This window comes from Streptosporangium brasiliense, assembly GCF_030811595.1.
GTDB classification, from domain to species: Bacteria; Actinomycetota; Actinomycetes; order Streptosporangiales; family Streptosporangiaceae; genus Streptosporangium; species Streptosporangium brasiliense.
Genome location: NZ_JAUSRB010000002.1, coordinates 2,636,539 through 2,662,431, shown reverse-complemented (window position 1 = coordinate 2,662,431; position 25,893 = coordinate 2,636,539). Strand labels below are relative to the sequence as shown.

The window sequence follows — 25,893 nt, the reverse complement described above, 5'->3', positions numbered from 1 at the left end:
CCGGCCGGGGCGCCGGGCGGCGAGCGGGGCGGCGGACGTTCCCGGTCGCCGCGGCGGGCCCCGCCGGGGTCACAGGAGCTTGTCGACGGCCTGCGTGGTCTCGGCCCAGATGCGGGGGAACTCCTCGAAGGCGCGCTCGGCCTCGGCCCGTTCCAGGCCGGTCAGCACGCCGTAGGTGAAGGTGTCCTCCCCGGCCAGCCTGGCGGTCTCGGCCTCGGCCGCCAGCCGGCCCTGTGCGACGACGCCGTCCAGGTGCGCGCCCAGCACCTCCTGTACGGACTCCGCCTGCTTGGCGAGCTTCTGCATCCCGAGCGCCTCGGCGGTGTAGCGGGCCCGCTTGGCCGCCTTGCGCACGTCGTGCATGGCGTGCTCGTGCTCGGCGGGGGCCTCGACGGCCTGGGCCCTGTCGTAGGCCCGGGTGACCCGGCGCCAGCCCTTGGCGGCCACGGCGTCCAGGGTCCCGGCGGGCCTGCGGGCGGCCTTGCCGAGCACGGGGGTGCCCACCACGTCGTCGAGGGCGTCGAGCAGGGCGAAGTAGCGTTCCCCGCCGAGCGTCTCCCTGATCCGGTCGTAGGCCTCGTGCTCGGCGTCCAGCAGGTCGGAGCTGAGCCGCGCCCGCACCGGACCCACGACCATGGCGCCGTCCAGGCCGTCGAGCCTGCCGGCGAACCGCGCCCGGATGACCTCCAGGTCACGCGCCTCGCCGAGGATCCGGCCGAGCCACTTGAGCTCCTCCTGGAGGTGCTCGCTCCCTTCGACGATCGTCCTGAACGACTTCAGGGCGCTGCGGAGCCTGCGGCTGGCCACGCGCATCTGGTGCACAGCGTCCTCCTCGGCCCGCCGTACCCGGGGGTCCTGGGCGAGCAGGGCGCCGGCCTGGGCGGAGAGGTAGCCCATGACGACCTCGCCGGCCGACCCCGACCTGGTCTCGGCGCGCGGCGGCTCGGGGACGGGCGTGACGGCGTTGAGCAGGCGGGAGAGCTTGCTGGCGGAGCCCGCGGGGACGGCCCCGGCTCTGGCCAGCCGCTTGCCGGTCTTGCGGAGCAGCTTCTCGTCGCCCTCGACCAGCTCCGCCTCGACCTCGCGCCAGCGCTCGGTGTGGGGCTCGGCGCCGAACACCGTGCCCTTGACCCGGTCGTCGGCGATCTCCACCAGCCGCACGCCCGCGCCGTTGACCAGCGCGGTCACCCCGCGGCGGGTGACGAGCTCGGCGATCGGGGCGAGGGGGGCACCCCGGGTGTAGGCGAGCACGAGATCCGCCAGCTCCGGGGGGACGGCCTTGATGCTCCGGGTCAGGGGATGGGTGATCTCCTGCTTGACGCCCTTGGCCTGGGGCAGTTTGAGGTGCCAGCCGGGGTCGGTCCCGCCCCTGCGCCGCCGCAGGGTGATGCCCCGGGTGGCGAGCCTCAGGTCGGGGGTGTCGAAGTAGAGCGCGACGAGCTGATGGGACTTGGGTCCGACGGCTTCCGCGATTCCCGGTATGTCGGCCAGCTCGGGGATCTCATAGTCCACCGGTACGTCGAATTTGTCCTCGATCTCGATTGCCACCGGTCATCCCCTGATTTGCCCAGATATCTACCGCGTTCTAGCAGTATTTATTGATGCCCGGTTATCCGTCTAGAAACTCTGGGCAATCGATCATTTCTGGGCCACCACGAAGATACGACGGAAGGGGAAGACCGTCCCGTACGGCCGGCGTGGGTACGCCTCCTCCAGCAGAGCGGCGCAGTCGCCGAGGAAGGCGTCCGCCTCGCCGGGGTCCAGCCGGTCGAGCATGGGGCGCAGCGCGGTGCCGGCGATCCACCTGAGCACGGCGTTCTCACCGGGGAGCACGTGCAGGTAGGTGGTCTCCCAGGCGTCCACCCGGCAGCCCCGCGCGGCGAGCAGGTCGAGATAGCCGGCCGGGCCGTCGACCGGCGACTCCCTGGCCAGGTCACCGAGCCGGTCCCGCCATCGCGTCCGGCACAGCTCGCGGACCAGGGCGTGGCTGGGGGCGTCGAAGTTGCCCGGCACCTGGAAGGCGAGCCAGCCCTCCGGGGCGAGCGCGCCGACCCAGCGCGGCAGCAGCTCCCGGTGCTCGGGCACCCACTGCAGGACCGCGTTGGAGACGATCACGTCCACCGGCCGCTCGGGCCGCCATCGCGTGACGTCGCCGACGGAGAAGGTCAGCCGGCCGCCGGCCGGGGCCTCGCCGATCATCGCCGGAGAGGAGTCGAAGCCATGGACGTCGGCCTCCGGCCAGCGTCTGGCCAGCTCGGCGGTGAGCTCGCCGCTGCCGCAGCCGGCGTCCACCATGTAGCCCGGACGCTCGGCCGATATCCTTGCGACGAGGTCGAAGAAGGGCCGCGCGCGCTCGTCGGCGTAGCGACCGTAGATCACGGGATCCCACATATCTCTTGACATCAAGATAATTGATATCGAGCGGGATATCTCGATGTCAAGAGAGATAGAATCGTGGCATGACCCTGCACCATGCGGACCACGACGCGGACGAGGTCGACCGGCTGGTCGCCGCCTGGCACCAGGAACGGCCCGACCTGGACGTGGAGCCGCTCCAGGTGCTCAGCCGGGTCTCCCGGCTCGCCCGCCACCTTGACCGCGCCCGCCGGGCCTCCTTCGCCGAGCACGACCTGGAGAACTGGGAGTTCGACGTGCTCACGGCCCTGCGCAGGGCCGGCGAGCCGTACGAACTGAGCCCCGGGGCCCTGCTCCGCGCGACCCTGGTCACCTCCGGGACGATGACCAACCGGATCGACCGCCTCGCCGCCGCCGGGCTGGTCCGCAGGCGCCCCGATCCCGAGGACCGGCGCGGGGTCCTGGTCTCCCTGACCGACGCCGGGCGGAGCCGGGTGGACAGCGCCTTCGCCGACCTGCTCCGCCGCGAGCGCGAGCTGCTGGCCAGCCTCGGAAAACATGAACAGCAGGCCCTTGCGGGCCTGCTGCGCACGCTACTCGTCCCTTTTGACGCGACCGACACCGGAGCGCACTGAGCACTCTTCCCCGGTGGAACGGGATAAACCGATCGGGGCGGACGGACCTCATTCACCGAGGCGGTCGGCCACCTCCAGCCATTCGCCCTCGACCGTGTCCTTCTCCGCGAGGATGTCCTTGAGCTCGGCGTCGAGGGAGGCCAGGCGGCCGTAGTCGGCGGCGGCGTCGGCCATGGAGGCGTGCAGCTTGGCCTCACGGTCACTCAGCCTGTCGAGCTGGCGCTCCAGGCGGGAGAGGTCCTTGCGGAGCTCGCGCTCCTCCTTGGCGGACAGGCCGGACGCGGGCGCCGACGCGGCCGCGGCCGCAGCCGTCGCCGGAGCCGCCGCGCCGGAGGCCGCCCGGGCCGACAGCGCGGCGCCCGAGGCGCGGCGCGCCAGGTATTCGTCGACGCCGCCGGGGAGCATCGACAGCTTTCCGTCGCCGAGCAGGGCGACGATCCGGTCGGAGACCCGCTCCAGGAAGTAACGGTCGTGGCTGACCAGGATCAGCGTGCCGGGCCAGCCGTCGAGCAGGTCCTCCAGCTCGTTGAGCGTCTCGATGTCGAGGTCGTTGGTCGGCTCGTCGAGCAGCAGCACGTTGGGGTCGTCCATCAGCAGGCGCAGCAGCTGGAGCCGGCGCCGCTCGCCGCCGGACAGGTCGCCGACGACCTTCCACTGGGCGTCGCCCTTGAAGCCGAGGCGCTCCAGGAGCTGGGAGGCGGTCCACTCCTTCTTGCCGACCTGGATGAACTTGCGGACCTCCTCGACGGTCTCCAGCACCCGGCGCGTGGGGTCGAGCTCGCCCAGCTCCTGCGACAGGTGCGCCAGGCGGACCGTACGGCCCCGCACGACCCTGCCGGAGTCAGGCTGGACCGTGTCGGCCAGCAGACGCAGCACCGAGGACTTGCCGGAGCCGTTCACGCCGATCAGGCCGACCCGGTCACCCGGGCCGAACTGCCAGGTGGAGCGGTCGAGGACCAGCGGGCCCTGCCCCGGACCGCCGGCGTGCAGGGTGACGTCCTCAAGGTCGTAGACCGTACGGCCCAGCCGGGCGGCGGCGAACTTGACCAGCTCGACGCTCTCCCGGGCCGGGGGCTCGTCGGCGATCAGCGCCTGGGCCGCCTCGATGCGGAACTTGGGCTTGGAGGTGCGCGCGGGCGGGCCCCGGCGGAGCCAGGCGATCTCCTTGCGCATCAGGTTCTGGCGGCGGGCCTCGGAGGCGGCGGCGATCCGGGCGCGCTCGGCCTTGGCGAGCACGTAGGCGGCGTATCCGCCCTCGTAGCGCTCGACCGAGCCGTCGACGACCTCCCAGGTCCTGGTGGAGACCGCGTCCAGGAACCACCGGTCGTGGGTGACGACCAGCAGCGCGGTCTTCCGGCCTGACAGGTGCCTGGCCAGCCAGTCGATGGCCTCGATGTCGAGGTGGTTGGTGGGCTCGTCCAGGATGATCAGATCGTGCTCGTCGATGAGCAGCTTGGCCAGGGCCGTGCGGCGCCGCTCACCGCCCGACAGGCTGCCGGCGAGCGCGGTGAGGTCGATGTCGCCGAGCAGGCTGGCCAGGATCTCGCGGATGCCCGCGTCACCGGCCCATTCGTGCTCGGGCCTGCCCCCCAGGACGATGTCCTGCACCGACAGCGCCGGGTCGAGGTCGTCGCCCTGGGACAGGGTGCCGACGTGCAGGCCCCGGCTGTGGGTGACCCGCCCGCCGTTGGGCTTGAGATCGCCGGCGATCACCGAGATGAGCGTGGTCTTGCCGCCGCCGTTGCGGCCGACCACCCCGACGCGGTCGCCCGCCTCGATGCCGAGGGAGACGTCGCTGAGCAGCGGCTTGGGACCGTAGGAGTGGGAGACCGACTCAAGATTGACCAGATTCATCGCCCTACAAGGGTATCGGCTCCCGGCCTATACCACCGTCGGACCGGGGACGGGACCGTAGGCGGTGATGACGTCGCGGGCCACGCCCGCGGCCCTCAGGGACAGGGCCAGCTGCTCGGCGTGGGCCTCGGAATCGGCCAGGAAGGCGCAGGTGGGGCCGGAACCGGAGACGAGGTCGCCGAGGGCGCCGTGCTCGCGGCCGGCCTCCAGGGTGCGGGCCAGCGATCGGCGGAGCATCACGGCGGCGGGCTGCAGGTCGTTGGCCAGCTCGGCGCCGAGGGCCTTGGCGTCGCCCCGGCGGAGCGCGGCCAGCAGCGGGTCGGCGGCCTGGGGCCAGGCGACCTTCTCACCGGTCGCCTCGCGCAGGCGATCGCACTCGGCGTAGACCCTGGCCGTGGACAGGCCGCCGTCGGCCAGGGCGAACACCCAGTGGAAGGTGCCCCCGACCTCCAGCGGGGTGAGCCGCTCTCCCCTGCCGGTGCCGACGGCCGTCCCGCCGAGCAGCGCGAACGGGACGTCGCTGCCGAGGTCGGCGGCGATCTCCAGGAGGTCCTCGATCGGCAGGCCCAGGCCCCACAGCTCGTTGCAGGCGACCAGCGCGGCGGCGGCGTCGGCGCTGCCGCCGGCCATGCCGCCCGCCACCGGGATCGCCTTGCGGATGACCAGGTTCACCCCGTAGGAGCGGCCCGCGTGCCTGGCCAGCGCGAGGGCGGCCTGGATGGCGAGGTTGTCGTCGTCCTCGGGCACCTGGTCGGCGGACTCGCCCTCGACCCGGACGCTCATCCCGGTCTCCGCCGTGGCCGTCACCTCGTCGAAGATCGAGACGGCGTGGAAGACGTTCACCAGGTCGTGGTAGCCGTCGTCGCGCAGCGGCCCGACCGCCAACTGCAGGTTGACCTTGGCGGGCACACGGACGGTCACGGAGTTCATGCGTCCCTCATCGGCGCTCGCTTGCTCGTCACGGTCCCGATCGTAACGGGGTGTCCAGCCACCCCGCGCAGACCCCCTCGGCGGGCCCCCGCCGCGGGCGTCCGGCACAGGCCCCTCCACGGGCGTCCGGCACGGGCCTCTCCACGGGCGTCCGCCACGGATCTCCCCCACGGGCGTCCGGCACGGGCCTCTCCACGGGCGTCCGGCACGGATCCCCTCCGTGGGTCCCTCAGCCGGCCGCCTCCGCCTCCGCGCGGTGCTCGGCGATCCGCGCGAAATCCTCGACGGTGAGCTGCTCGCCCCGCTGCGCGGGGTCGATCCCCGCGGCCCGGAGCGCCCGCTCCGCGGCGGCGGCCGTACCGGCCCAGGAGGCCAGCGCGGCGCGCAGGGTCTTGCGGCGCTGGGCGAAGGCGGCGTCCACGACGGCGAAGACCTCCTCGCGGGTGGCCTTGGTCGCCGGGGGCTCGCGGCGCGCCATCGCGACGAGGCCGGAGTCGACGTTGGGGACCGGCCAGAAGACCGTGCGGCCGACGGGCCCGGCCCGGCGGACGTCGGCGTACCAGGCCGCCTTGACCGAGGGGATGCCGTAGATCTTGGAGCCGGGCACGGCGGCCAGCCGGTCGGCGACCTCGGACTGGACCATGACCAGGATGCTGCGCAGGGACGGCAGGGTCTCCAGCAGGTGCAGCACCACCGGGACGGAGACGTTGTAGGGCAGGTTGGCCACCAGCGCGGTCGGCCCGTCCTCCGGCAGGTCGCCGGGCTGGACCCGCAGGGCGTCGGCCAGCACGACGGTGAGGCGCCCGGCGGACTCCGGGGCGCGCTCGGCGACGGTCAGCGGGAGCTGGGCGGCCAGGACCGGGTCGATCTCCACCGCCACCACGTGGCGGACCTCGGGGAGCAGCGCGAGGGTGAGCGAGCCCAGGCCGGGGCCGACCTCGATGACCACGTCGTCGGGCCGCAGCCCGGCGACCCGGACGATCCGGCGGACCGTGCCGCCGTCGATCACGAAGTTCTGGCCGAGCTTCTTCGTCGGCCGGATATCCAGCTTCTCCGCCAAATTACGTATTTCCACCGGACCGAGAAGGCTCATGCTGGTGCCCCGCCCGGAGGGACGACGCCTGCGTCCACCGGGCCGCTGTTGATGTCCGTTCGTCCGCTGCGTTCGCTCACGGCTGCACTCCCCACGTCATCCGACAAGTTTCGCGCATCGAACAGACTGCGATGACGCGTGATGGACACGAGAGGTTCCGTTATGGATAACGTTGCCACACGGGGGATCGTCGGCGAGGAAGGGGATCCGCCCCGTGGTGAGGACGTGAGCCAGGCCGGCGCCGAGGGGCTGCGCCCCGGCGATCCCGAGCAGGTCAGGGACTACCGGCTGCTCGGCCGCCTCGGCGAGGGAGGCATGGGCACCGTCTACCTCGCGCTGGCCCCCACCGGCCGGCCGGTGGCGCTCAAGATGGTCAAGGCCGAGTTCGCGGTCGAGGACGGGTTCGCCGCTCGGTTCCACGCGGAGGTGCGCAACGCCCGGCGGGTGGCCTCCTTCTGCACCGCCCAGGTGCTCGACAACGGCAACGCCGAGGACGGCCGTCCGTACATGGTCACCGAATACATCGCCGGCACGCCGCTGTCCCGCCAGATCGCGCTGCACGGTGCGCTCGAACCCGGCCCCCTGCACGGCGTGGCCCTCGGGGTCGCCGCCGCGCTGGCCGCCATCCACGTCGCCGGGCTGGTCCACCGCGACCTCAAACCCGCCAACGTGATCCTGTCGATGTCCGGGCCCCGCGTGATCGACTTCGGCATCGCCCGGGCGCTGGACTCCACCCAGGGCTTCACTCAGTCGGGCGAGGTCCTCGGCAGCCCCGGCTGGTGGGCCCCCGAGCAGGTGCGCGGCCTGGAGATCACCCCGGCGGCCGACATCTTCGCCTGGGGGTGCCTGGTCGCCTACGCGGGCAACGGGCGCCACCCCTACGGCCGGGGCGACCTGATCACCATGGCCACCCGGCTGCTGAACAGCCCGCCCGACCTGGGCGCGCTGCCCGCGCCGCTCGACGACCTGGTCCGCCGGGCCACCGCGATGGACCCCTATCAGCGGCCCACCGCCCAGGATCTGCTGATCGCCCTGGTCGGCGGCGGGATCGCGGCACCGGCCACGGCGGACCCCGCCCCGGCGGACCCGCCCACCCTCGCCACCGACATGCTGAACCGGTCGTGGGAGCCTCCCGCCGACGTGGAGCCCGACTCCACCCGGCCCCTGGCCGTCCCGGGCACGGACGCCCCCTCGGCCTCGCCGTCCCGGGCCGCGGCCGCCGCACCCGGGACGCGGCCCGTCCCGCCGGGTACGGCTCCCGCGCCGCCCGGTGCGGCTCCCGCCGGGAGACCCTCGCGACGGCGCCTGCTGCTCGCCGTACCGGCCGTGGCGGCGGCCCTGGCGGTCACGGCCCTCGTGCTGGTCAACGCCGGCGACAGGGCCACGCAGGGGCCGCGGGGGGAGAGCGTCGCCCCGACCGGCGCCACCGACGTGGGCAGGCGGATCGCCACCGGCTCCCTCATCGAGGACCCGCAACTGATCATCCCGCGGGCCCCGCAGTGCGGCCTGACCGGCTACCGGGGCGCCGTCCCGGCCCGCGGCCGGTTCTGCGTGCTCCGGTGGACCCTGCTCAACGCCACCGGCAGGGCGGCGCCGCTCAGCCGCGCCCCCCTCACCCTGCTGGACGACCGCGGGGCGGTCCACAGCCCCGAGCCGGTCTCGACCGGCCTGCCGGCCGCTCTGGCCCCCGGCGGCAGGGTGGACGGCGTGCTCGTCTACGACCTGCCCCCGGTCCGCAGGCCGCTGAAGCTGACCGGCCGGGTGATCGAGGGCGGGACGGAGATCGAGGTGAGGCTGTCATGAGAATCCTGGCGTCCCTGCTGCTCGCGGCCGCGCTCCCGCTGCTGCCCGCCGCCTCCGCGGTCACCGTCCCCGCGGTCTCCGCCGCCGACTGCTCCGGGGCGGGCGCGAGCGACTTCGACGGCGACGGCACCGACGACACGGTGGCCGGCGACCCGTTCGCCGCCCCCGGCGGGGTCGACGGCGCCGGCAGCGTGCACGTGCTGTTCGGGCGGGGCACGGGCGGCAGGGCCGTGAGCGCCCCCGTACCCGCCGCGGGCGACGGCTTCGGATGGTCGGTGAAGCTGACCCACCTCGACGCCGACCGGTGCGCGGACCTGCTGATCGGCGCGCCGTACGCCGACGTGTCGGGACGGGCCGACGCGGGCGCGGTCTACGCCGTGTACGGCGGGGCGGAGCGGGCGGCGGTCCGCGTGGTCGCCCCCGGACCGGAGGCCGACGCCCACTTCGGCTGGTCCCTGGCCTCCGGCGGAGGCGTGGTGGCGGTCGGCGCGCCGTACGAGGACGTCGGCGGGGTGACCGACGCCGGGGCGGCGTACCTGTTCGAGGCCGGCGCGCTCGGCAGGGGCAGGCGGATCTCCCAGGACACCGGGGGTGTCTCCGGCAACGGCGAGACCGGCGACCTGTTCGGCTGGTCCGTGGCGGTCGGCAGGCTGGGCGGCGCACCCGGCGAGCCGGACCTCGCGGTCGGCGCGCCGTACGAGAACGACGACGGGCCGGGGCGGCAGGACGGCGTGGGCACGCCCGACTCGGGGGCGATCTCCGTGATCTACGACGTGCGCGGCTCCCGGGAGACGTACGCCGGCCGGGGATGGAGCCTCCACGAGCTCACCGACGCCGGCGCGGGCGACCGGTTCGGCTACGCGATGGCCTACGCCGAGGAGGGCGACGTGGCCTACCTGGCGGTGAGCGCGCCGCTCGGCGACGGCGGCCGGGTGAAGGACTCCGGGCTGGTCCGGCTCTTCCAGGCGTCCAGCACCGCGGAGATCACCGCCGCGGGCGCCTTCGACCAGGGGGCGGAGGGCGCCGCGGGCGAGGGATACGGCTTCTCGCTGGCCTTCACCGGGGAGGCGGGCGCCCGGCTGGCCGTCGGCGTCCCGTTCGACGGGCCGGACCAGCGGGGCGGCGTATGGCTGACGCCGGTGCGGGAGCCGGGGCGGGCCCGGCTGGTCGGGCGGGGCGGGCCGGGCGACCGCTCCGGCTGGTCGGTGGGGTTCAGCGGGAACCGCCTGGTAGTCGGCGCGCCGGACCGGGGCGCCGCGGGGGCGGTGACGCTGCTGGGCCGCAACGACGCCACCGGGATCCCGCTCTCGCCGGGGACCGGCGAGGTGCCCGGCGTCGCCGGCGGCGGCTCTGCCGACTTCGGCGCGGCGGTGGGCTGACCGCCCGCCGCCCGCCGGGACGGGCGGGTGCGGTCACCAGCGGCCGAAGACGGTCTCCCCGTTGGCGTTGACGGCCGCGGCCAGCTCGTCCGCGCCCATCCCCTTGACCTCGGCCAGGCAGCGGAGCGTGAGGGGGATGAGATAGGGCGCGTTGGGCTTGCCCCGGTGCGGCGTCGGCGGGAGGTAGGGCGCGTCCGTCTCGACGAGCATCAGCTCCTTGGGCGCGACCGCCGCGGCCTCGCGGAGGTAGGCGGCGTTCTTGTAGGTGACCGGCCCGGAGAAGGACATGAAGTAACCGGCCTCGACGCACTGCCGGGCCATCTCGGCGTCGCCGGAGAAGCTGTGGAAGACCACGACGTCCGGGGCGCCCTGCTCGGCCAGCACGCGCAGCACGTCGTCGTGGGCCTCGCGGTCGTGGATCACCAGGGCCTTGCCGGTCCGCTTGGCGATCTCGATGTGGGCCCGGAAGCTGGCGTGCTGGTCGTCCTTGGAGGCCCAGTCGCGGTAGTAGTCGAGCCCGGTCTCCCCCACCGCCCTGACGTGCGGGAGGCGGGCGAGCTCCTCGATCTCGGCGAGGGTCTCCGGCGTCGAGGCGTGCGCCTCGTTGGGGTGGATCGCCACCCCGGCGTAGACGCCGTCGTGGAGCCCCGCGGTCTCGGCGTTCCAGCGGGAGGACGGCAGGTCGTAGCCGATCGTGACGAGCCGGGTCACGCCGACCGCGCGGGCCTCCCGCAGGATCCCCTCGACGCTCGCCCGGGCCGCCTGAGCGGCCTGGGCGACGGGGTCTCCGGAGGACGCCTGGCGGTTGCCCACCATGATGTCCAGGTGGCAGTGGCTGTCGAACACCTCGGTGGCCAGGGGCTCGGGGGCGGCGGGAAGCTTCGTCGTGCTCACACCGTCCAACCTATCGAGGTGCCGCCCAGGCCCGCGCCGGGCGCGGGCCTGGGCGGCCCGTCTCACCCGCTCAGGCGGGCGAGCTCCTCATCGACGATCTTGGGGTCGAGCTTGGGGAACAGCGGGGTCGGCGGGGCGAGCGGGATGCCGGCCCGGATCGGGGTGGACTCCCAGCGCGCGGCGCCCTCGTAGGAGCCGGTGATGATCGGGTAGGTGCGGCCGCCCTCCTCGTCGACCTCCTCGATCTCCGGCATGCCCGACCACAGGCCGGTGCCGCCGAGCATCTCGTAGACCTTGTTGGAGGAGTTGGGGAGGAAGGGGGTGAGCATGGTCTTGGCGTCGTCGACGACCTGCAGGGCCACGTGGAGGATGGACTTGACCCGCTCGGGGTTGTCCTTGATCTTCCACGGCTCCTGCTCGGCCAGATATTTGTTGGCCTCGCGGATGACGTCGAACGCCTCGGTGATCCCGTTCTTGAACCGGGAGCGCTCAAGCTCGGCGCCGACCTTCGGGAAGGCCGACCGGCTCCGCTCCAGCATCGCGCGGTCGGCGTCGGTGAGGTCGCCCGCCTCGGGGATGACGCCGAAGTTCTTGGCGGCCATCGAGATCGAGCGGTTGACCAGGTTGCCCCAGGCCGCCACCAGCTCGCCGTTGTTGCGGTTGAGGAACTCCGACCAGGTGAAGTCGGTGTCCTGGTTCTCCGGGCCGGCCACCGCGATGTAGTAGCGCAGCGCGTCGGCGTCGTAGCGGGCCAGGAAGTCGCGCACGTAGATGACGACCTGGCGGGAGGAGGAGAACTTGCGCCCCTCCATGGTCAGGAACTCGCTGGAGACGACCTCCGACGGCAGGCTCAGCGCGCCGAGCGAGCCGGGGGCGCCGTCGCGGGCCCCCTGGCCGTTGTAGCCGAGCAGGATCGCCGGCCAGATCTCGGCGTGGAAGACGATGTTGTCCTTGCCCATGAAGTAGTAACCACGGGCCTCGGGGTTCTGCCACCACTGCCGCCAGGCGTCCGGGGCGCCGGAGCGGCGGGCCCACTCGATGGAGGCGCTGAGATAGCCGATGACGGCGTCGAACCAGACGTAGAGCCGCTTGTTGGCCTGCTCGCTCCAGCCCTCCAGCGGGATCGGCACGCCCCAGTCGAGGTCGCGGCTGATCGCCCGGGGCTGCAGGTCGCCCAGGAGGTTGAGGGCGAACTTCAGCACGTTGGGCCGCCAGTCGCCCTGCTTGGACTGCAGCCAGGAGCCGAGCACCTCGGCGAAGGCCGGCAGGTCGAGCATGAAGTGCTCGGTCTCGACGAAGATCGGCGTCTCACCGTTGATCTTGCTGACCGGGTTGATGAGCTGGATCGGGTCGAGCTGGTTGCCGCAGTTGTCGCACTGGTCGCCGCGGGCGCCGTCGTAGTGGCAGATCGGGCAGGTGCCCTCGATGTAGCGGTCGGGGAGGGTGCGGCCGGTGGAGGGCGAGATCGCCCCCATCGTGGTCTTGGGGAAGATGTAGCCGTTGGCGTGGAGGCCCTTGAAGATCTCCTGGACCACGGCGTAGTGGTTGCCGGTCGTGGTCCGGGTGAACAGGTCGTAGGACAGACCCAGCGCCCGGAGGTCCTCGACGATCACCCTGTTGTAGCGGTCGGCGAGCTCCCGGGCGCTGACGCCCTCCTTGTCGGCCTGCACCTGGATGGGGGTGCCGTGCTCGTCGGTCCCGCTGACCATCAGGACCTTGTTCCCCACCATCCGCTGGTAGCGGCTGAAGATGTCGGACGGCACGCCGAATCCGGAGACGTGCCCGATGTGGCGGGGGCCGTTGGCGTAGGGCCACGCGACCGCGGTCAGGATGTGCTGGGACATGATGCCAAGCCTAAGGGACGCGGGCTCAGGCCTTGGTGCTCTCCCGGGATACGGCCTCGGCCGCCTCCTCGGCGCTCTCCCGGGTCACGGCCTCGGCGGCCTCCTCGGCCGCGGAGGCGGCCACGTCGACGAGCGTCTCCTTGGTCCGGCGGATGCCGAGGATGCTGACGAACAGCGCCGCGAAGATGGTCTGGAAGCTCATGATCAGCGCGGTGGCCGAGGGCACGACCAGGCGCAGCGACTCGGAGGGGATCAGCGTGCCGAAGCTGCGCGTCTGCCAGTGGACCAGCGAGGCGACCAGGCCGCCCAGACCGGCCAGGGCCAGCAGGCCGCCGACGACCAGGCCCTTCTCCAGGGTCACGATGTCGACGAGCTTGCGCACCCGCCTGTCTTCGGGCAGGAAGCCCTCCTCGGCCGCGTAGACCTTGGTGAACACCGCGAACAGCACCGCCTGGAAGCCGATCACCATCGCGGCGGAGGCGCCGACCAGGGTGTCGACGTCGAAGGCGAGCTTGCCGATGTATACCGGGCCGAAGGTCAGGGCGGCGCCCGCGACCAGGCCGATGGTCATCAGGACCATGCCCGGGATGAGGAACAGCCAGCGCGGGCTGTAGAGCATGAGGAAGCGCAGGTGGCGCCAGCCGTCGCGCCAGGAGCGCAGGTGCGGCGGGCGGGAGCGGCCGTCGGGCGACAGCGTGGTGGCCACCTCGCGCACGTCCAGCCCGGACAGCGTCGAGCGCACCACCATCTCGCTGGCGAACTCCATGCCGCCGGTCTGCAGGCCGAGCTTGAGGATGGAGTCGCGCCGGAAGCCGCGCAGGCCGCAGTGGAAGTCACCGATCGCGCTGGGGAAGAACAGGCGGCCGATGAAGGACAGCACCGGGTTGCCGAGGTAGCGGTGGAGCGGGGGCATGGCGCCCGGCGCGATGCCGCCCTTGAACCGGTTGCCCATCACCAGGTCGGCCCCGTCGCGCAGCTGCTCGACGAACGGCAGCAGCGCGGTGAAGTCGTAGGAGTCGTCGGCATCGCCCATGATGACGTATCTGCCCCGGGCCGCCCGGATGCCGCCCATGAGGGCGTTTCCGTAACCCTTGGCGTCGACGTGCACCACCCGGGCCCCGGCGTCCCGCGCGAGCTGCTGCGAGCCGTCGGTGCTGCCGTTGTCGGCGATCAGCACTTCTCCGTCGATCCCGTGTTCCCGCATGCAGGCCAGTGCCTTGCGTACGCAGGTCTCCACGGTCTCCGCCTCATTCAAACAAGGCATCACCACGGTCAGTTCCACGTCTCAACCCTTCATTTACGGCACAGGCCAATCTCATCATGATGCCCTCTAACCTCTACTGCGCGGGTCAACTCCGCGAAACGACTGGCATCCTGTAATGCATGGTGACCGTCGCAGAACGAGCACGTCTGGAGGTGCCTCCAGCTGACTGGAGCGCGCGCCTGCGGGCTTTCCTACGCCGCCATCGCCTCTTCGTGGCCGCGCTCGCACTGGCGTTCGTGCTGCGTGTGGTCACCATGCTCGGGTACGGCCCGGCCCTGTGGTTCAACGACTCCTTCGAATACGTGTCGGGGGCGGTCAACCCCGAACGCCCCAGTGCCCTGCGCCCGAACGGTTACTCCTTCTGGCTGCTACTGCTGCGTCCCTTCCACAGTTTCGGTCTGGTCGCCTTCACCCAGCACCTGATGGGCCTGTCCATCGCGGTGCTGGTCTACGCGCTGCTGCGCAGGAGGTTCGGGCTGCCCGGCTGGGGGGCGACGCTGGCCGCCGTGCCGGTGCTGTTCGACGCCTACCAGATCCAGCTCGAACACCTGATCATGTCCGACACGATGTTCATGCTGCTGGTCATGGGCGTCATCACGCTGGTGCTCTGGCACCGGAAGGTGTCCTGGCGGCTCGGCGCGGTCATCGGCCTGCTGCTCGCCCTCACCGCGCTGACCCGGTCGATCGGACTGCCGATCCTCGCCCTGGTCTGCGTCTACATGCTGATCAAGCGCACCGGGTGGAAGCCGATCGCGGCCATGGTGACCGCGTGCGCGGTCCCGGTGCTCGGCTACATGGGCTGGTTCGCCTCCGCGCACGGCAACTACGCCATGACCAACAGCGACGGCGCGATCCTCTACATGCGCACCGCGCTGTTCGCCGACTGCACGAAGATGGGGGTCGACCCCCGCAAGGAGCTGGAGCTGGCGCTGCTGTGCATCACCGCCCCGCCGAGCGAGCGCAGCTTCTCCGGCCAGAACTACCTGTGGTGGGCCAGGGGCGGCCAGCGCTTCCACGCCTTCGGGACGGGCAGCACGTTCACCCCGCAGATGAACCAGACCGCCGGGAAGTTCGCCAGGCGGGCCATCATGTCCCAGCCGGGCGACTACCTCGCCAAGGTGGCCGTCGACTTCTTCCGCGCCTTCCACTGGGGCCGGCCGCGCTTCCCCGACTACGCGACCTTCCAGCAGTACGAGTTCTCCTTCGAGGACAAGGTGCTGCCCGCCTGGTCGTCCTACAAGGGCACCACCGACGGCGACGCACGCAGATACGATCCGGGCCTGCCGACGGCGGAGATCCGCGGCCGGCAGAGCGTGATCGGCACCCAGCTCCACGACCCCTGGGCCTCCTTCATGCAGGCCTACCAGCGGACGGTCAGGCTGCCCGGCATCGTCGTCGGCGTCCTGCTCCTGATCGGCCTGGCCGGGGTGGCGGTGCGCTGGCGCACCCTGGGCGGACCGGTGCTGCTGCCGTGGCTGGCCGCCTTCGGCCTGATCCTGGCCCCGGCCGCGACCGCCGAGTTCGACTACCGCTACCTGCTGCCTGCGGTGCCGCTGGCCTGCCTCGCCGCCGCGATCTCCCTGCGCCGGGGGTTCGCTAGACCCACCGCGAAAGCAGGATCCGCGCCCACCACTGCGAGTGCGGAATGATCTCGGCGACGAGCACGGGGTGGAGCCAGGCGAAGTTGACCAGCGCGAGGATCATGAAGGCCCCGGCGAACGCGGCCCCGACCGCCCTGCGGTTGGGCGCGGCCTCCGCCTTCCCGATGACCAGTCCGGCGGCCAGGGTCAGTGCGAGGATCATGAACGGGACCATGGGGATCGCGTAGAACAGATACATGGTCCGGTTGTCGGCGATGGCCCAGTAGAACCAGGGCAGCCAGCCGACGGCGTAGGCCAGCAGCACCGCTCCGGCGCGCCAGTCGCGGGTGGCGACGTACCAGGCGATCATCGTGATGAGCGCGGCCAGCCCGCCGTACCAGATGACCGGGGTGCCGACCCCGAGCACCTCCTGGGCGCAGGTCTCGGTTCCGCAGCCGCCCGGCGTCTCCCAGAAGAACGCCACCGGGCGCAGCAGCAGCGGCCAGCTCCAGGGTTCGGACTGGTAGCTGTGCGGGGTCGCCAGGCCGGTGTGGAAGCCGAGGACCTGGAAATGGTAGCTGAACCACGACCGGATCGAGTCGAAGACGAAGTACGCCGGCCCCTGGGAGGTCGCCTGGGCCCAGTTGCGCCCCCAGCCCAGCGGGGAGGCGAACCAGCCGGTCCACGAGGCCATGTAGGTGAGCGCCGGTACCAGCGCCATGGCCAGGAGCGCGGTGGGCAGGTCCTTGCCGAACATCCCGCCGTACGGCCTGCGCAGTCCGACGGCGCGGCGGGCGCCGGCGTCCCAGACGAGGGACATCACGGCGAAGGCGATCAGGAAGAAGATCCCTGACCACTTGACCGCGCAGGCCGCTCCCAGGCAGAGTCCGGCGGCGATCCGCCAGGGCCGTGCGCCCAGCCACGGGCCGTGCTCGCTGAGTGGTGAGGATTCGTACCAGTCGGCCAGCCGGCCGCGTGCCCGGTCGCGGTCGACCACCAGGCAGGCGAACCCGGCCAGCACGAAGAACATCAGGAAGATGTCCAGCAGCGCGGTCCGCGACAGGACGAAATGGAGCCCGTCCAGCGCGAGCAGCAGGCCGGCCAGGCAGCCCAGCACCGTGGAGCGGGTCATCCGGCGGGCCACCCTCGCCATGATCAGGATCGAGAGCGTGCCGATCAGGGCGGCGGCGAACCGCCAGCCGAACGGGGTCATGCCGAAGATTTGCTCACCGACGCCGATCATCCACTTGCCCAGCGGCGGATGGGCCACGTACAGCGGGCAGGGGTCGACGTCAGGAGGGGTGCACCTGACCCAGATGTCGGTGTCGCCGGCGATGAGCATCCGGTCGGCGACCGGGTCCTCGATCGTGCCGAGCGAGGCCCGCTCCACACCGTAGGTGATCAGCGCGAACGCGTGCTTGACGTAGTACGTCTCGTCGAACATGACCGCGTGCGGGCGCCCCAGGCCGGTGAAGCGCAGGACCGCCCCGAACGCGGCCACCAGCAGCGGGCCGAGCCAGCCCCACAGGACGTTCCCCGGCATGGGCGGCGACAGCCGGTCCCGCGTTGATCCCATTTTCAGGATTATGGTGATAAATCATCTTTGGTGATGGAGTAATAGCGATCATTTAGCATTCCGCACCCTGAGACACCACCGCGGAGCCCCCTCCGGAGCCGGGCGGAGCGCCCTCGCGGGACGGCCCTCGCGGGACCGCTCTCAGGACGGCCCTCGCGGGGTCGCTCTCGGGACCGCCCGCGCGGCGCCGGAACGCGTCAGCCGCGGTGGACCGCGTCGTAGAGCTCCCGCTTGGGGATCCCCGCCGCCTTGGCGACGTCGACGATCGCCTGCTTCCTGGGCACCCCCGTCTCCTCGCGGCGGACGACCTCGGCGACCAGGTCCTCGATGACCGGTGGCAGGTCCTCCGGGACGTGCCCGGCGACGACCACGGTGATCTCCCCCTTGACGCCCTTGGCCGCCCACTCGGCCAGCTCTCCCAGGCCGCCCCGCCGTACTTCCTCGTAGGTCTTGGTGAGCTCCCGGCAGACCGCCGCGGGACGGTCGGCGCCGAACGTCTCGGCCATCGCCCCCAGCCCGGCCGCCAGCCGGTGCGGCGCCTCGAAGAACACCATCGTGCGCTCCTCCCGCGCCAGGCCGTCCAGCCTGCGCGCGCGCTCGCCGGGCTTGCGCGGCAGGAAGCCCTCGAAGCAGAAGCGGTCACTGGGCAGGCCGGAGACGGCCAGCGCGGTGGTGACCGCCGACGGGCCGGGCAGCGAGGTGACCGTGATCCCGGCCTCGACGGCCAGGCTGGTCAGGCGGTAGCCGGGGTCGGAGACGCCGGGCATGCCCGCGTCGGTGATGACCAGGACGGTCCGGCCCTCCTGGAGGGCCTGCAGGAGCTCGGCCGCCCGGCCGGTCTCGTTGGCGTCGTAGTAGGAGACGATCCTGCCCCTGATCTCCGCGCCCAGCTCACCGGCCAGGCGGCGCAGGCGGCGGGTGTCTTCGGCCGCGACCACGTCGGCGGCCTCCAACGCCTCCCGCAGCCGGGGCGAGGCGTCACCCACCTGCCCGATCGGAGCTCCCGCCAGCACCAGCCTGCCGTTGTCCATCACCATGCCATCCTCCCCCATTCCCGGTGAGATCCCATCCCAGGTGGGGTTTTCAGGAGGGGGAGAAGTTCCCTAATTAGGCATGTAGGCGGTGTTTCCCGGGTTCCCCGGCTGGAGGGGCCCGTACGATGTCCGGGTGGCCGTGACCGACTTCACCAACCAGGCGCCCAAGCAGCCGGAGCCCCAGCCGGGTGGCGGCTCGGCGGATTCCGTGCGCGACCGGCTGGTGCCGCCGATGCGCGGCGGCGCCCTGTGGGGCTGGCTCGGCCCGCTGCTGGTGGCCGCGTTCGGGGCGGTCCTGCGCTTCGTCGACCTGGGGCGCCCGCACGCGGTCATGTTCGACGAGACGTACTACGCCAAGGACGCGTGGGCGCTGATCAACTTCGGCGCCGAGCGGAACGCCGTCAAGGACGCCGACAAGCTCCTGATGCAGAACAGCACGGAGATCTGGCAGCAGTGCGCGCCGGCCGAGATCGACAAGTGCGCCTCCTACGTGGTCCATCCACCGCTGGGCAAGTGGATGATCGGCGTCGGCGAGCAAATCTTCGGCATGACCCCGTTCGGCTGGCGGTTCGCCGGGGCCCTGATCGGCGTGGTGTCGATCCTGATCCTGGCCAGGACCGCCCGCCGGATGACCCGCTCCACGGTGCTGGGCTGCCTGGCCGGCCTGCTGCTGTCCATCGAGGGACTCCACTTCGTCCTGTCGCGGACCGCGCTGCTGGACATCTTCCTGATGTTCTTCGTGCTGGCCGGGTTCGCCTGCCTGGTGGTCGACCGCGACCGGGCACGCGGCCGGCTGGCCGACTGGTACGAATCCTCACCACTCAGCGAGCACGGCCCGTGGCTGGGCGCACGGCCCTGGCGGATCGCCGCCGGACTCTGCCTGGGAGCGGCCTGCGCGGTCAAGTGGTCAGGGATCTTCTTCCTGATCGCCTTCGCCGTGATGTCCCTCGTCTGGGACGCCGGCGCCCGCCGCGCCGTCGGACTGCGCAGGCCCTACGGCGGGATGTTCGGCAAGGACCTGCCCACCGCGCTCCTGGCCATGGCGCTGGTCCCGGCGCTCACCTACATGGCCTCGTGGACCGGCTGGTTCGCCTCCCCGCTGGGCTGGGGGCGCAACTGGGCCCAGGCGACCTCCCAGGGGCCGGCGTACTTCGTCTTCGACTCGATCCGGTCGTGGCTCAACTACCACTTCCAGGTCCTCGGCTTCCACACCGGCCTGGCGACCCCGCACAGCTACCAGTCCGAACCCTGGAGCTGGCCGCTGCTGCTGCGCCCGGTGGCCTTCTTCTACGAGACCCCCAAGAGCGGGTGCGGAGCGGAGAGCTGCTCGCAGGCGGTGCTCGGGGTCGGCACCCCGGTCATCTGGTACGGCGGGCTGGCCGCGCTCATCACGATGATCGCCTGGTACGTCGCCACCCGCGACTGGCGCGCCGGAGCGGTGCTGCTGGCCTACGCCGTCGGCTGGCTGCCCTGGTTCTACTGGGCCATCGCCGACAACCGGACCATGTTCCTGTTCTACGCGATCCCCATGGTCCCGTTCATGATCCTCGCGATCGTGCTCGCCGCCGGGCTGCTCATCGGCCCGGCGGACGTCGCGCCGCGGCGGCGCGTCGTCGGCGCCTCGATCGTGGGCGCCTTCACGCTCTTCGCGCTGGTCAACTTCGCCTGGCTCTACCCGGTGCTCACCGCCGAGGTCATCTCATACGCGGAGTGGCATTCGCGCATGTTGTTTAAGAAGGGCTGGATCTGACCGTCCGCACATATGAGCTGCTTAGAGCTGATTCCTTAGGGTAGGCGACGTGCACGATCCATTACGTCACGTTCATCGTCAGGGCAGGCCCGCATACGGCAGACTTCGGAGCATGCCTGCACCGGACGTGGCCGCGCTCCTCTCCGAGCTGGAGCGGTCCGAGCCCGACTACGCCGAGCACGCCCGCAGTGCCATCGACTGGCTGACCGGCGGTGAGCCGTTGGAGACCATCACCGAGCTCAACGTGTGCGAGTTCCTGTGGTACACGCTGCCGACCAAGCTCGGCGGAGACCGCCCCGCCGTCGCCCGCGCGCTGGGCAGCCTGCTCCGGCTGGGCGGCCTGGAACGTTACGCCGCGCTCTGCTCCTCCACCACGACGGCGCAGATCCTGCGCACCTACGCCCGTTCCGGCGAGGACGCCGGGACGGCCGCCTACCAGAGCGCCCTGGACGCCACCGGGGTGCTCCCGCCCGACGTGCCCGAGCTGCGGTGGAGCTCGATCATGGGCCCTGAGGAGCTGGGCGCGCACGGCGCCTGCTCCGCCGCGCTGGAGCTGGCCATCGTCTCCGGGGAGCTCACCGCCGGCTCGCCCGAACGGCAGGCGCTGACCCGCCACTGGCTGACCACGCCCCGCGTCGAGCTCGGCGGGGACAACTGGCTCCACCGGGTCCAGGGAGAGCGGCTGAACCGCTGGGTGCTCGGCCGGGGCACCGCCTGGCGCGAGCTGGCCCAGCCCTTCGAGGTGCGCCTGCACGCCCCGATCCCGGCTCCGGCCGGGGAGCACCTCGAAGCGCTGCGGTGGCTGCTGGAGCTGGGCCGCCGGCCGGGCGGCATCCCGCTGACCCAGCGGCACAACCTGGCCCGCTCCGTGCTCGCGGAGAGCGGCTGGAGCGGCGCGGAGCTGGCGGCGGTCCGCGAGATGGCACAGGGCCGGATGGGCGCGCTGCGGCGCGCCGGGAGACGGCTGGTGATCACTCCGGCCGGGGAGAGCCTGCTCGGCGACCGCGATCTGCTCTGGGAGGCCGCGGCGGCGGCCCTCCTGGCCCCGGAGCCCGGGGAGGCCGGGTTCCGGGCGTCGGCCCGGGAGGTGGCGCTGATGCTGCTCGCCGACGGCTCCCCCGCCGACCGCGACCGCGTCGCGGCGGTGGTCGACTGCGAGGAGTGGCAGATCCCGGAGGTGGACGCCTCGCTGGCCGACCTGGGGCGGCGCCTGGACGCCTTCGGCCTCCGGCGGGCGGGCGAGCTCACCCCGGCGGGCCGGTCGGCCGCCCTGGCCGCGCTGCGGAGCCACGCGCTGCGGCCCCGCCAGTACGTCAACATGAGCTGAGCCCCCAAGTGGCCCCCGCCACCCCCTGAGCCGGGTCCCCGGACGTCCCGCGGGTCGGGTCCCCGGACGTCCCGCCACGCGCGGACCGGCCCCTCGGGAGCCGTCTCCGCCCCGGACTGGGCCGGGTCCCGCCGCTGCCCAGAGGCGACTAATCCGTCTCATCTCGGGCAGTGGCCGTCCGTGCCCGAGCCCCTCTCCAGTGACCGCGCCGAACCGGCCGCCCCCGCCGGCGGGGCAACCGCCGTACCGGCCGCCCCCGCCGTCGCCACCGCCCCGGCCGCCTCCGCGGTCTCCGCCGCCGGTCCGGACGGACCGGTCCTCACCTCGGCCGGCCCCGTGCACCCCCACGGAACCCCCGCCGCTCCGGTCCTCACCTCGGCCGGCCCCGTGCGGCCGTCGGCGGCCGCCGACGCGGCCTCCGCCGACCTCCCCTTCGGCCGGCCCGGGCGGTCGATGCGCAACAACCCGTTCGTGTTCGGCTTCACCGCCGCGCTGGGCGTGCTCACCGCCTGGTGGCTGGTGCAGGCGGTGATGAGCGCGAGTTCGGTGCTGATCCTCATCATCGTCTCGCTCTTCCTCGCCATCGGCCTGAACCCGGCCGTGGAGAACCTGCACAGGCGCGGGCTCCCCCGCCTGGCCGCGATCACCGTGGTCTTCCTCGGCGTCATCGCCGTCTTCGCCGCCTTCGGCCTGGCCGTGGTGCCCCCGCTCACCACACAGTCCACCGACTTCGTGGCCAAGCTTCCGCAGTACGTCCAGGAGCTGCAGAACAACCCGATGATCCGGGACCTGGACCAGCGCTTCCAGCTCCTGGACAAGATCCAGCAGTATGTGACGAGCGGCGACTTCGGCAGCCAGATGTTCGGCGGCGTCCTCGGCTTCGGCCAGGTTCTCATCGGGGCGGTCTTCAACGCGCTGACGGTCCTGGTCCTGACGCTCTACTTCCTCGGCTCGCTGAACTCGCTCAAGAAGATGGCCTACCGCCTGGTGCCGAGGTCCCGCCGGACCCGCGCCGGCCTGCTCGGCGACCAGATCATCGACAGCATCGGCGGCTACGTCGCCGGGAACCTGATCATCTCGCTGATCGCCGGGGTGACGACCTTCTTCTTCCTGGTCATCATGGAGGTCCCCTACGCCCTGGCCCTGGCCCTCATCGTGGCCCTGACCGACCTCATCCCGATGGTCGGCGCCTTCATCGGGGCCGGGGTCGCCTCCCTCGTCGGGTTCTTCGTCTCACCGACCGTCGGCATCATCTGCGTGATCTTCTTCACCGTCTACCAGCAGATCGAGAACTACTGGATCGCACCGAGCGTGATGAAGAGTTCGGTGGACGTCCCGCCGCTGGCCACGATCGTCGGGGCCCTGGTCGGCGGCGCGCTGCTCGGCGTGGTCGGCGCCCTGCTGGGCATCCCCATGGTCGCGGCGGTCCTGCTCATCGTCCGCGAGGTCGTCATGCCCCGGCAGGAGAGAGCCTGACCCCGCCGCCGACGCCCCTCCGGCCGCGGCACGCGGCAACTGGCACATGCCGGCCGGAGGGTCCACGGGAGGTACGGCGGGCGCCCGCCGTACCTCCCGTGGATCAGTGGATCAGCTGCCCGGGGGCGGGAACGCCTCGGGGTTCTTCGCCGGGTCTCCGATGTCGTTCCAGGACGGGTCGTCGACGACCGTGCACGGCTTGACCGGGCCGTCGATGAGGACGAAACCGAACTGCCAGAGCGCCCTGGGCTTCTCCGGGCCCGAAGTCTGGTCGTCGTTCTCGGTGAACATCATGACTGCGGTCTGCTCCGGCTTGATCTCCTTGGGGTAGATCCTCACCCCGCCGTTGCGGACCAGGTCGTACGCCCTTTCGGAGGGCGAGTCCTCCATCAGCTTCGAAGCCCTGGCCTTGACCTTGGGGTCCTTGCTCTTCAGGTCCGCCAGGTCGACGGACGACGACGGCCCCGCCATCCGCCCGCGGTCGGGGGCGCACCACTTGCCCGGCTTGACGTAGGAGACATCGGCCCTGACGCCCAGCTCGGCCAGGTCCCGTTCGACCTGGCCCGGGTCCCGGAACTCGTTGATCTGCAAGGTCAATGATCCGTCCGGGTTCTGGGTCAGCGCGTACGCCGGGCTCTCCGTCCCGGTGACCAGCGGCACGGCCACCACCGCCGCGGCGGCGATGCCCGCGGCCGCGACCCCCGCCAGCAGGCGGCGGCGCATCTTCGAACGGGCGGGTCCCCGTGCCGCCCGCTCGTTCCGCTCACCGATCTCTGCCTTCAGCTCCATGAGCAGTCTCTCCTCGAAGTTCATCGGAGTCCTTCCATGACAGTGGGCGGGACGACGCCGGGAACGCGGCGCAGCGACCGGCGGGCGCGGTGCAGCCGGACCCGGGCGGTCCCCTGCCGGATTCCGAGCGCGGCGGCCGCCTCCGCCACCGAGAGCTGGTCGATGGCGACCAGTTCCAGGACGGCGCGCTCGCTCTCGGGCAGTCCGGCCATGGCCTCGAAGGCCCGCCGGGCCGTGCTCTCCGCGTCCAGACGCTCCTCCATGCGCGACAGGTCGTCGGCGTCGAGGAGACGGCGTCCCCCGATCCGGCCGGCGATACGCAGTTCACGCGCCGCCCGCCGCCATTCGGCGGACAGGGTGTTGCGCGCCACGCCGTACAACCAGCCGATCTCACTGCCCAGGCCGGGGCGGTAGGTGTGCGCCGAGTCGAGCACCGCGATGAACACCTCCGCGACCAGGTCGGCGACCGTGTGAGGGTCGGCCACCCGGCGGGCCAGGAATCGCGTGACCGCTTCGACGTGGCACCGGTAGAAGGCTTCGAAAGCCTCGGGGTCGGTGGAGATCTCCGCCGACCCCTTCTGTCTGAGGCGCACCGGCCGTGCTCCCTTCGTCGTCCTCCCGAATACATCCCTGCTTGGAAGAAGGTGGACAGAGCGTTACATGGCCGGGCGAAAAGGATCGTTGCCTGGCCGGACGAGAGTGTCAACCACGGGAGCGGGCACGGTGGATCACGGTCCGGCCGGGCTCCGGACCGCCGGCGGGGCCGGGCCGGTCACCGGGTGGCGGACGCGGGCGCGCCGATGACCGCCGGGTGCCGGATCGCCGACGGAGCCGACCGGTCACCGGGTGCCGGACCTCCGACGGAGCCGGCCGGTCACCGGGTGGTGGACGCGGACGGACCGATGACCGCCGAGCTCCGGACGCGCCCGTGACCGCGTCCGGCCGATCTCCCCGATGGTTTGCGATGGCCGAACGATCATGGAAATGATGGCCGGATGACCACCCCCAGCCCGTTACGGTCCCGGCGGTTCCTGATCTTCGGTCTCGCCTTCGCCGCTCTCCACATCTCCTTCATGTTCGCCGAGCCGAGCCTGCTGGGAAGCGGCCCGGAGCCGCCGACGGACCCTCGCGACGTGATCGTCCTCAACGGGGCCGCGGGGACCCTCGCGCCCATCCTGCTGGGGCTGCCGCTCGGGGTGCTGGTCGACCGGGCGCGGCGCCGCCGGTCCGTACTGATGGTGATGGCCCTGCTGGGGACGGTGGCGGTGGCCTCCGTCACGGTGGCCGAAGGTCTGGGCACGCCCGGCGGTCCGCACGTCACCGCGGTGATCATGGCGACGACCGCCCTGGCGACGGTGGCATCGGTGGGCCAGGACGCCTACCTGCCGTCCGTCGTCGGGCGTGAGCGCCTGGTCCCGGCGAACGCCCTGCTGTCGGTGCTGCCGCAGCTCCTCCTTCTCCCGCTGGTGCCGGCGCTGTCCTTACTGGACGGGGACGAGTTCGCGCTTCTGGTCGTCGTCAGCGTGACGATGGCCGGGGCGGCGTCGCTGTGGCGCGGCGTCGCCGCCGTCGAGGAGCCACCGCCGCCCCGGGCGGGGCTGTGGCGGGAGATGGCGGAGGGGATCCGCTTCACCGTGAGGCAGCCGGTGCTACGGGCGATCACCCTGTATCTGGTGGTGTCGGCACTGTCGGCGGAACTCGCCGACGAAGTGACGGACGAGGCACGGAGCGCGGCCACGGACGCGGCACTGAGCCACATGCCGTGGGGCGAGTTCATCTGGTGGGCGGTCATGCTGCCGCTCTACAGTGCGCCTTTCCTGGGGGCGCTGCTGGCCGTGCTGCTGCACCGGAGGCTCGGCGCCTTCCGGCTGGCCTGGTCGGCCGTGCTGGTGAGCCAGCCGTTCATGCTGCTGCTCGCGCTGTCCGGCACGGGCTGGGGGCACCTCTGGCACCTGATCGGAAGATCCGTCCCGTTGGTCGGAACGATCGTCGTCGCCATCGCCCTGCTCAGCCACCGCCAGGCGATCATGCCCGACCGGCTGCTCGGCCGGGTGGGCGGCCTGCTGCTCGCGCTCACCGCCCTGGCCGACGGCCTGGGAACGCTGCTGGAGGCGCCCGCCGAGTGGCTCGCCGAGCTCGGCGGTCCCTCACCCACGCCGCTGACCCTGCTCCCCGGCCTGGTCCTGGCCACGGTGGCCGCGCTCGCCGCCGCCGTCCCGCTGCTGAGAGTACGGCGCCTCACGGCCGTCCCCGTCCCGGAGACGACGGCCGCCGGATAAGGACCCGGCACCCGGGTCCCCCGTGAGCCGC

At 72.2% G+C, this 25,893-nt stretch carries 20 protein-coding genes; 8 read left to right on the top strand and 12 right to left on the bottom strand.

Features of this window, described 5'->3' with window-relative positions; all coding sequences use genetic code 11:
- Nucleotides 1–69: 69 nt before the first annotated feature.
- Both J2S55_RS21035 and J2S55_RS21030 read right to left on the bottom strand, forming a co-directional pair.
- Nucleotides 70–1,548 (bottom strand): CYTH and CHAD domain-containing protein, encoded by a 1,479-nt coding sequence (locus J2S55_RS21035; RefSeq protein ID WP_306863658.1) that lies wholly within the window; start codon nt 1,546–1,548, stop codon nt 70–72.
- Between the two features lie 90 nt (nt 1,549–1,638).
- Nucleotides 1,639–2,379: a trans-aconitate 2-methyltransferase gene (locus tag J2S55_RS21030; RefSeq protein WP_306863655.1), complete on the bottom strand. Its 741-nt coding sequence runs from the start codon at nt 2,377–2,379 to the stop codon at nt 1,639–1,641.
- A gap of 80 nt (nt 2,380–2,459) precedes the next feature.
- On the opposite strand from J2S55_RS21030, the gene J2S55_RS21025 reads away from it, so the two are divergent.
- A complete protein-coding gene (locus tag J2S55_RS21025) occupies nt 2,460–2,990 on the top strand; it encodes a MarR family winged helix-turn-helix transcriptional regulator (protein WP_306863653.1) in 531 nt (176 codons plus the stop codon).
- Nucleotides 2,991–3,038: 48 nt separating this feature from the next.
- Here the strand turns inward: J2S55_RS21025 and J2S55_RS21020 are convergent, their stop codons facing one another.
- The 3 genes from J2S55_RS21020 to rsmA form a co-directional block, all read right to left on the bottom strand.
- Nucleotides 3,039–4,844, bottom strand: a complete 1,806-nt coding sequence (locus J2S55_RS21020; RefSeq protein WP_306863650.1) for an ABC-F family ATP-binding cassette domain-containing protein — start codon at nt 4,842–4,844, stop codon at nt 3,039–3,041.
- Between the two features lie 27 nt (nt 4,845–4,871).
- Entirely contained in the window at nt 4,872–5,774 is a 903-nt protein-coding gene (locus J2S55_RS21015) for a 4-(cytidine 5'-diphospho)-2-C-methyl-D-erythritol kinase (RefSeq protein ID WP_306863648.1), read from the bottom strand.
- Between the two features lie 229 nt (nt 5,775–6,003).
- Nucleotides 6,004–6,867: a 16S rRNA (adenine(1518)-N(6)/adenine(1519)-N(6))-dimethyltransferase RsmA gene (rsmA, locus tag J2S55_RS21010; RefSeq protein ID WP_306863645.1), complete on the bottom strand. Its 864-nt coding sequence runs from the start codon at nt 6,865–6,867 to the stop codon at nt 6,004–6,006.
- 162 nt (nt 6,868–7,029) lie between these two features.
- Here rsmA and J2S55_RS21005 point away from each other — a divergent pair, with 162 nt between their 5' ends.
- Nucleotides 7,030–8,670 (top strand): serine/threonine-protein kinase, encoded by a 1,641-nt coding sequence (locus J2S55_RS21005; protein ID WP_306863642.1) that lies wholly within the window; start codon nt 7,030–7,032, stop codon nt 8,668–8,670.
- Nucleotides 8,667–10,049: a hypothetical protein gene (locus J2S55_RS21000; protein WP_306863640.1), complete on the top strand. Its 1,383-nt coding sequence runs from the start codon at nt 8,667–8,669 to the stop codon at nt 10,047–10,049. Before J2S55_RS21005 ends, J2S55_RS21000 begins: the two co-directional genes overlap by 4 nt.
- A 33-nt stretch (nt 10,050–10,082) precedes the next feature.
- On the opposite strand, the gene J2S55_RS20995 is transcribed toward J2S55_RS21000, so the two are convergent.
- The 3 genes from J2S55_RS20995 to J2S55_RS20985 form a co-directional block, all read right to left on the bottom strand.
- Entirely contained in the window at nt 10,083–10,943 is an 861-nt protein-coding gene (locus J2S55_RS20995; protein ID WP_306863637.1) for a TatD family hydrolase, read from the bottom strand.
- 62 nt (nt 10,944–11,005) lie between these two features.
- The gene (metG, locus tag J2S55_RS20990; protein WP_306863634.1) at nt 11,006–12,787 is read right to left on the bottom strand and encodes a methionine--tRNA ligase; all 1,782 of its coding nucleotides are present in this window, start codon (nt 12,785–12,787) and stop codon (nt 11,006–11,008) included.
- A gap of 25 nt (nt 12,788–12,812) precedes the next feature.
- Entirely contained in the window at nt 12,813–14,069 is a 1,257-nt protein-coding gene (locus J2S55_RS20985) for a glycosyltransferase family 2 protein (protein WP_306863632.1), read from the bottom strand.
- A gap of 101 nt (nt 14,070–14,170) precedes the next feature.
- On the opposite strand from J2S55_RS20985, the gene J2S55_RS20980 reads away from it, so the two are divergent.
- The gene (locus J2S55_RS20980; protein ID WP_306863630.1) at nt 14,171–15,700 is read left to right on the top strand and encodes a hypothetical protein; all 1,530 of its coding nucleotides are present in this window, start codon (nt 14,171–14,173) and stop codon (nt 15,698–15,700) included.
- On the opposite strand, the gene J2S55_RS20975 is transcribed toward J2S55_RS20980, so the two are convergent.
- Both J2S55_RS20975 and rsmI read right to left on the bottom strand, forming a co-directional pair.
- On the bottom strand, nt 15,648–17,207 hold the full coding sequence (locus J2S55_RS20975) for a dolichyl-phosphate-mannose--protein mannosyltransferase (RefSeq protein ID WP_306863627.1): 1,560 nt from the start codon (nt 17,205–17,207) through the stop codon (nt 15,648–15,650). The genes J2S55_RS20980 and J2S55_RS20975 overlap by 53 nt on opposite strands.
- Nucleotides 17,208–17,404: 197 nt before the next feature.
- Nucleotides 17,405–18,244 carry a 16S rRNA (cytidine(1402)-2'-O)-methyltransferase gene (gene rsmI, locus J2S55_RS20970; RefSeq protein ID WP_306863625.1) on the bottom strand — a complete coding sequence of 280 codons (840 nt, stop codon included), beginning with the start codon at nt 18,242–18,244 and terminating at the stop codon, nt 17,405–17,407.
- Between the two features lie 130 nt (nt 18,245–18,374).
- Between rsmI and J2S55_RS20965 the strand changes: the two genes are divergently transcribed.
- The 3 genes from J2S55_RS20965 (at nt 18,375) to J2S55_RS20955 (ending at nt 22,794) form a co-directional block, all read left to right on the top strand.
- A complete protein-coding gene (locus J2S55_RS20965; protein WP_370879687.1) occupies nt 18,375–19,991 on the top strand; it encodes a dolichyl-phosphate-mannose--protein mannosyltransferase in 1,617 nt (538 codons plus the stop codon).
- Between the two features lie 112 nt (nt 19,992–20,103).
- The gene (locus J2S55_RS20960; protein WP_306863623.1) at nt 20,104–21,318 is read left to right on the top strand and encodes a hypothetical protein; all 1,215 of its coding nucleotides are present in this window, start codon (nt 20,104–20,106) and stop codon (nt 21,316–21,318) included.
- A gap of 180 nt (nt 21,319–21,498) precedes the next feature.
- Nucleotides 21,499–22,794, top strand: coding sequence for an AI-2E family transporter (locus J2S55_RS20955; protein ID WP_306863621.1), 1,296 nt, complete (start codon nt 21,499–21,501; stop codon nt 22,792–22,794).
- Between the two features lie 111 nt (nt 22,795–22,905).
- Here the strand turns inward: J2S55_RS20955 and J2S55_RS20950 are convergent, their stop codons facing one another.
- Both J2S55_RS20950 and J2S55_RS20945 read right to left on the bottom strand, forming a co-directional pair.
- A complete protein-coding gene (locus J2S55_RS20950) occupies nt 22,906–23,607 on the bottom strand; it encodes a hypothetical protein (RefSeq protein ID WP_306863619.1) in 702 nt (233 codons plus the stop codon).
- Nucleotides 23,604–24,176 carry an RNA polymerase sigma factor gene (locus J2S55_RS20945; RefSeq protein ID WP_306863618.1) on the bottom strand — a complete coding sequence of 191 codons (573 nt, stop codon included), beginning with the start codon at nt 24,174–24,176 and terminating at the stop codon, nt 23,604–23,606. Before J2S55_RS20945 ends, J2S55_RS20950 begins: the two co-directional genes overlap by 4 nt.
- Nucleotides 24,177–24,578: 402 nt before the next feature.
- On the opposite strand from J2S55_RS20945, the gene J2S55_RS20940 reads away from it, so the two are divergent.
- Entirely contained in the window at nt 24,579–25,862 is a 1,284-nt protein-coding gene (locus tag J2S55_RS20940) for an MFS transporter (RefSeq protein WP_306863616.1), read from the top strand.
- Nucleotides 25,863–25,893: the final 31 nt, after the last annotated feature.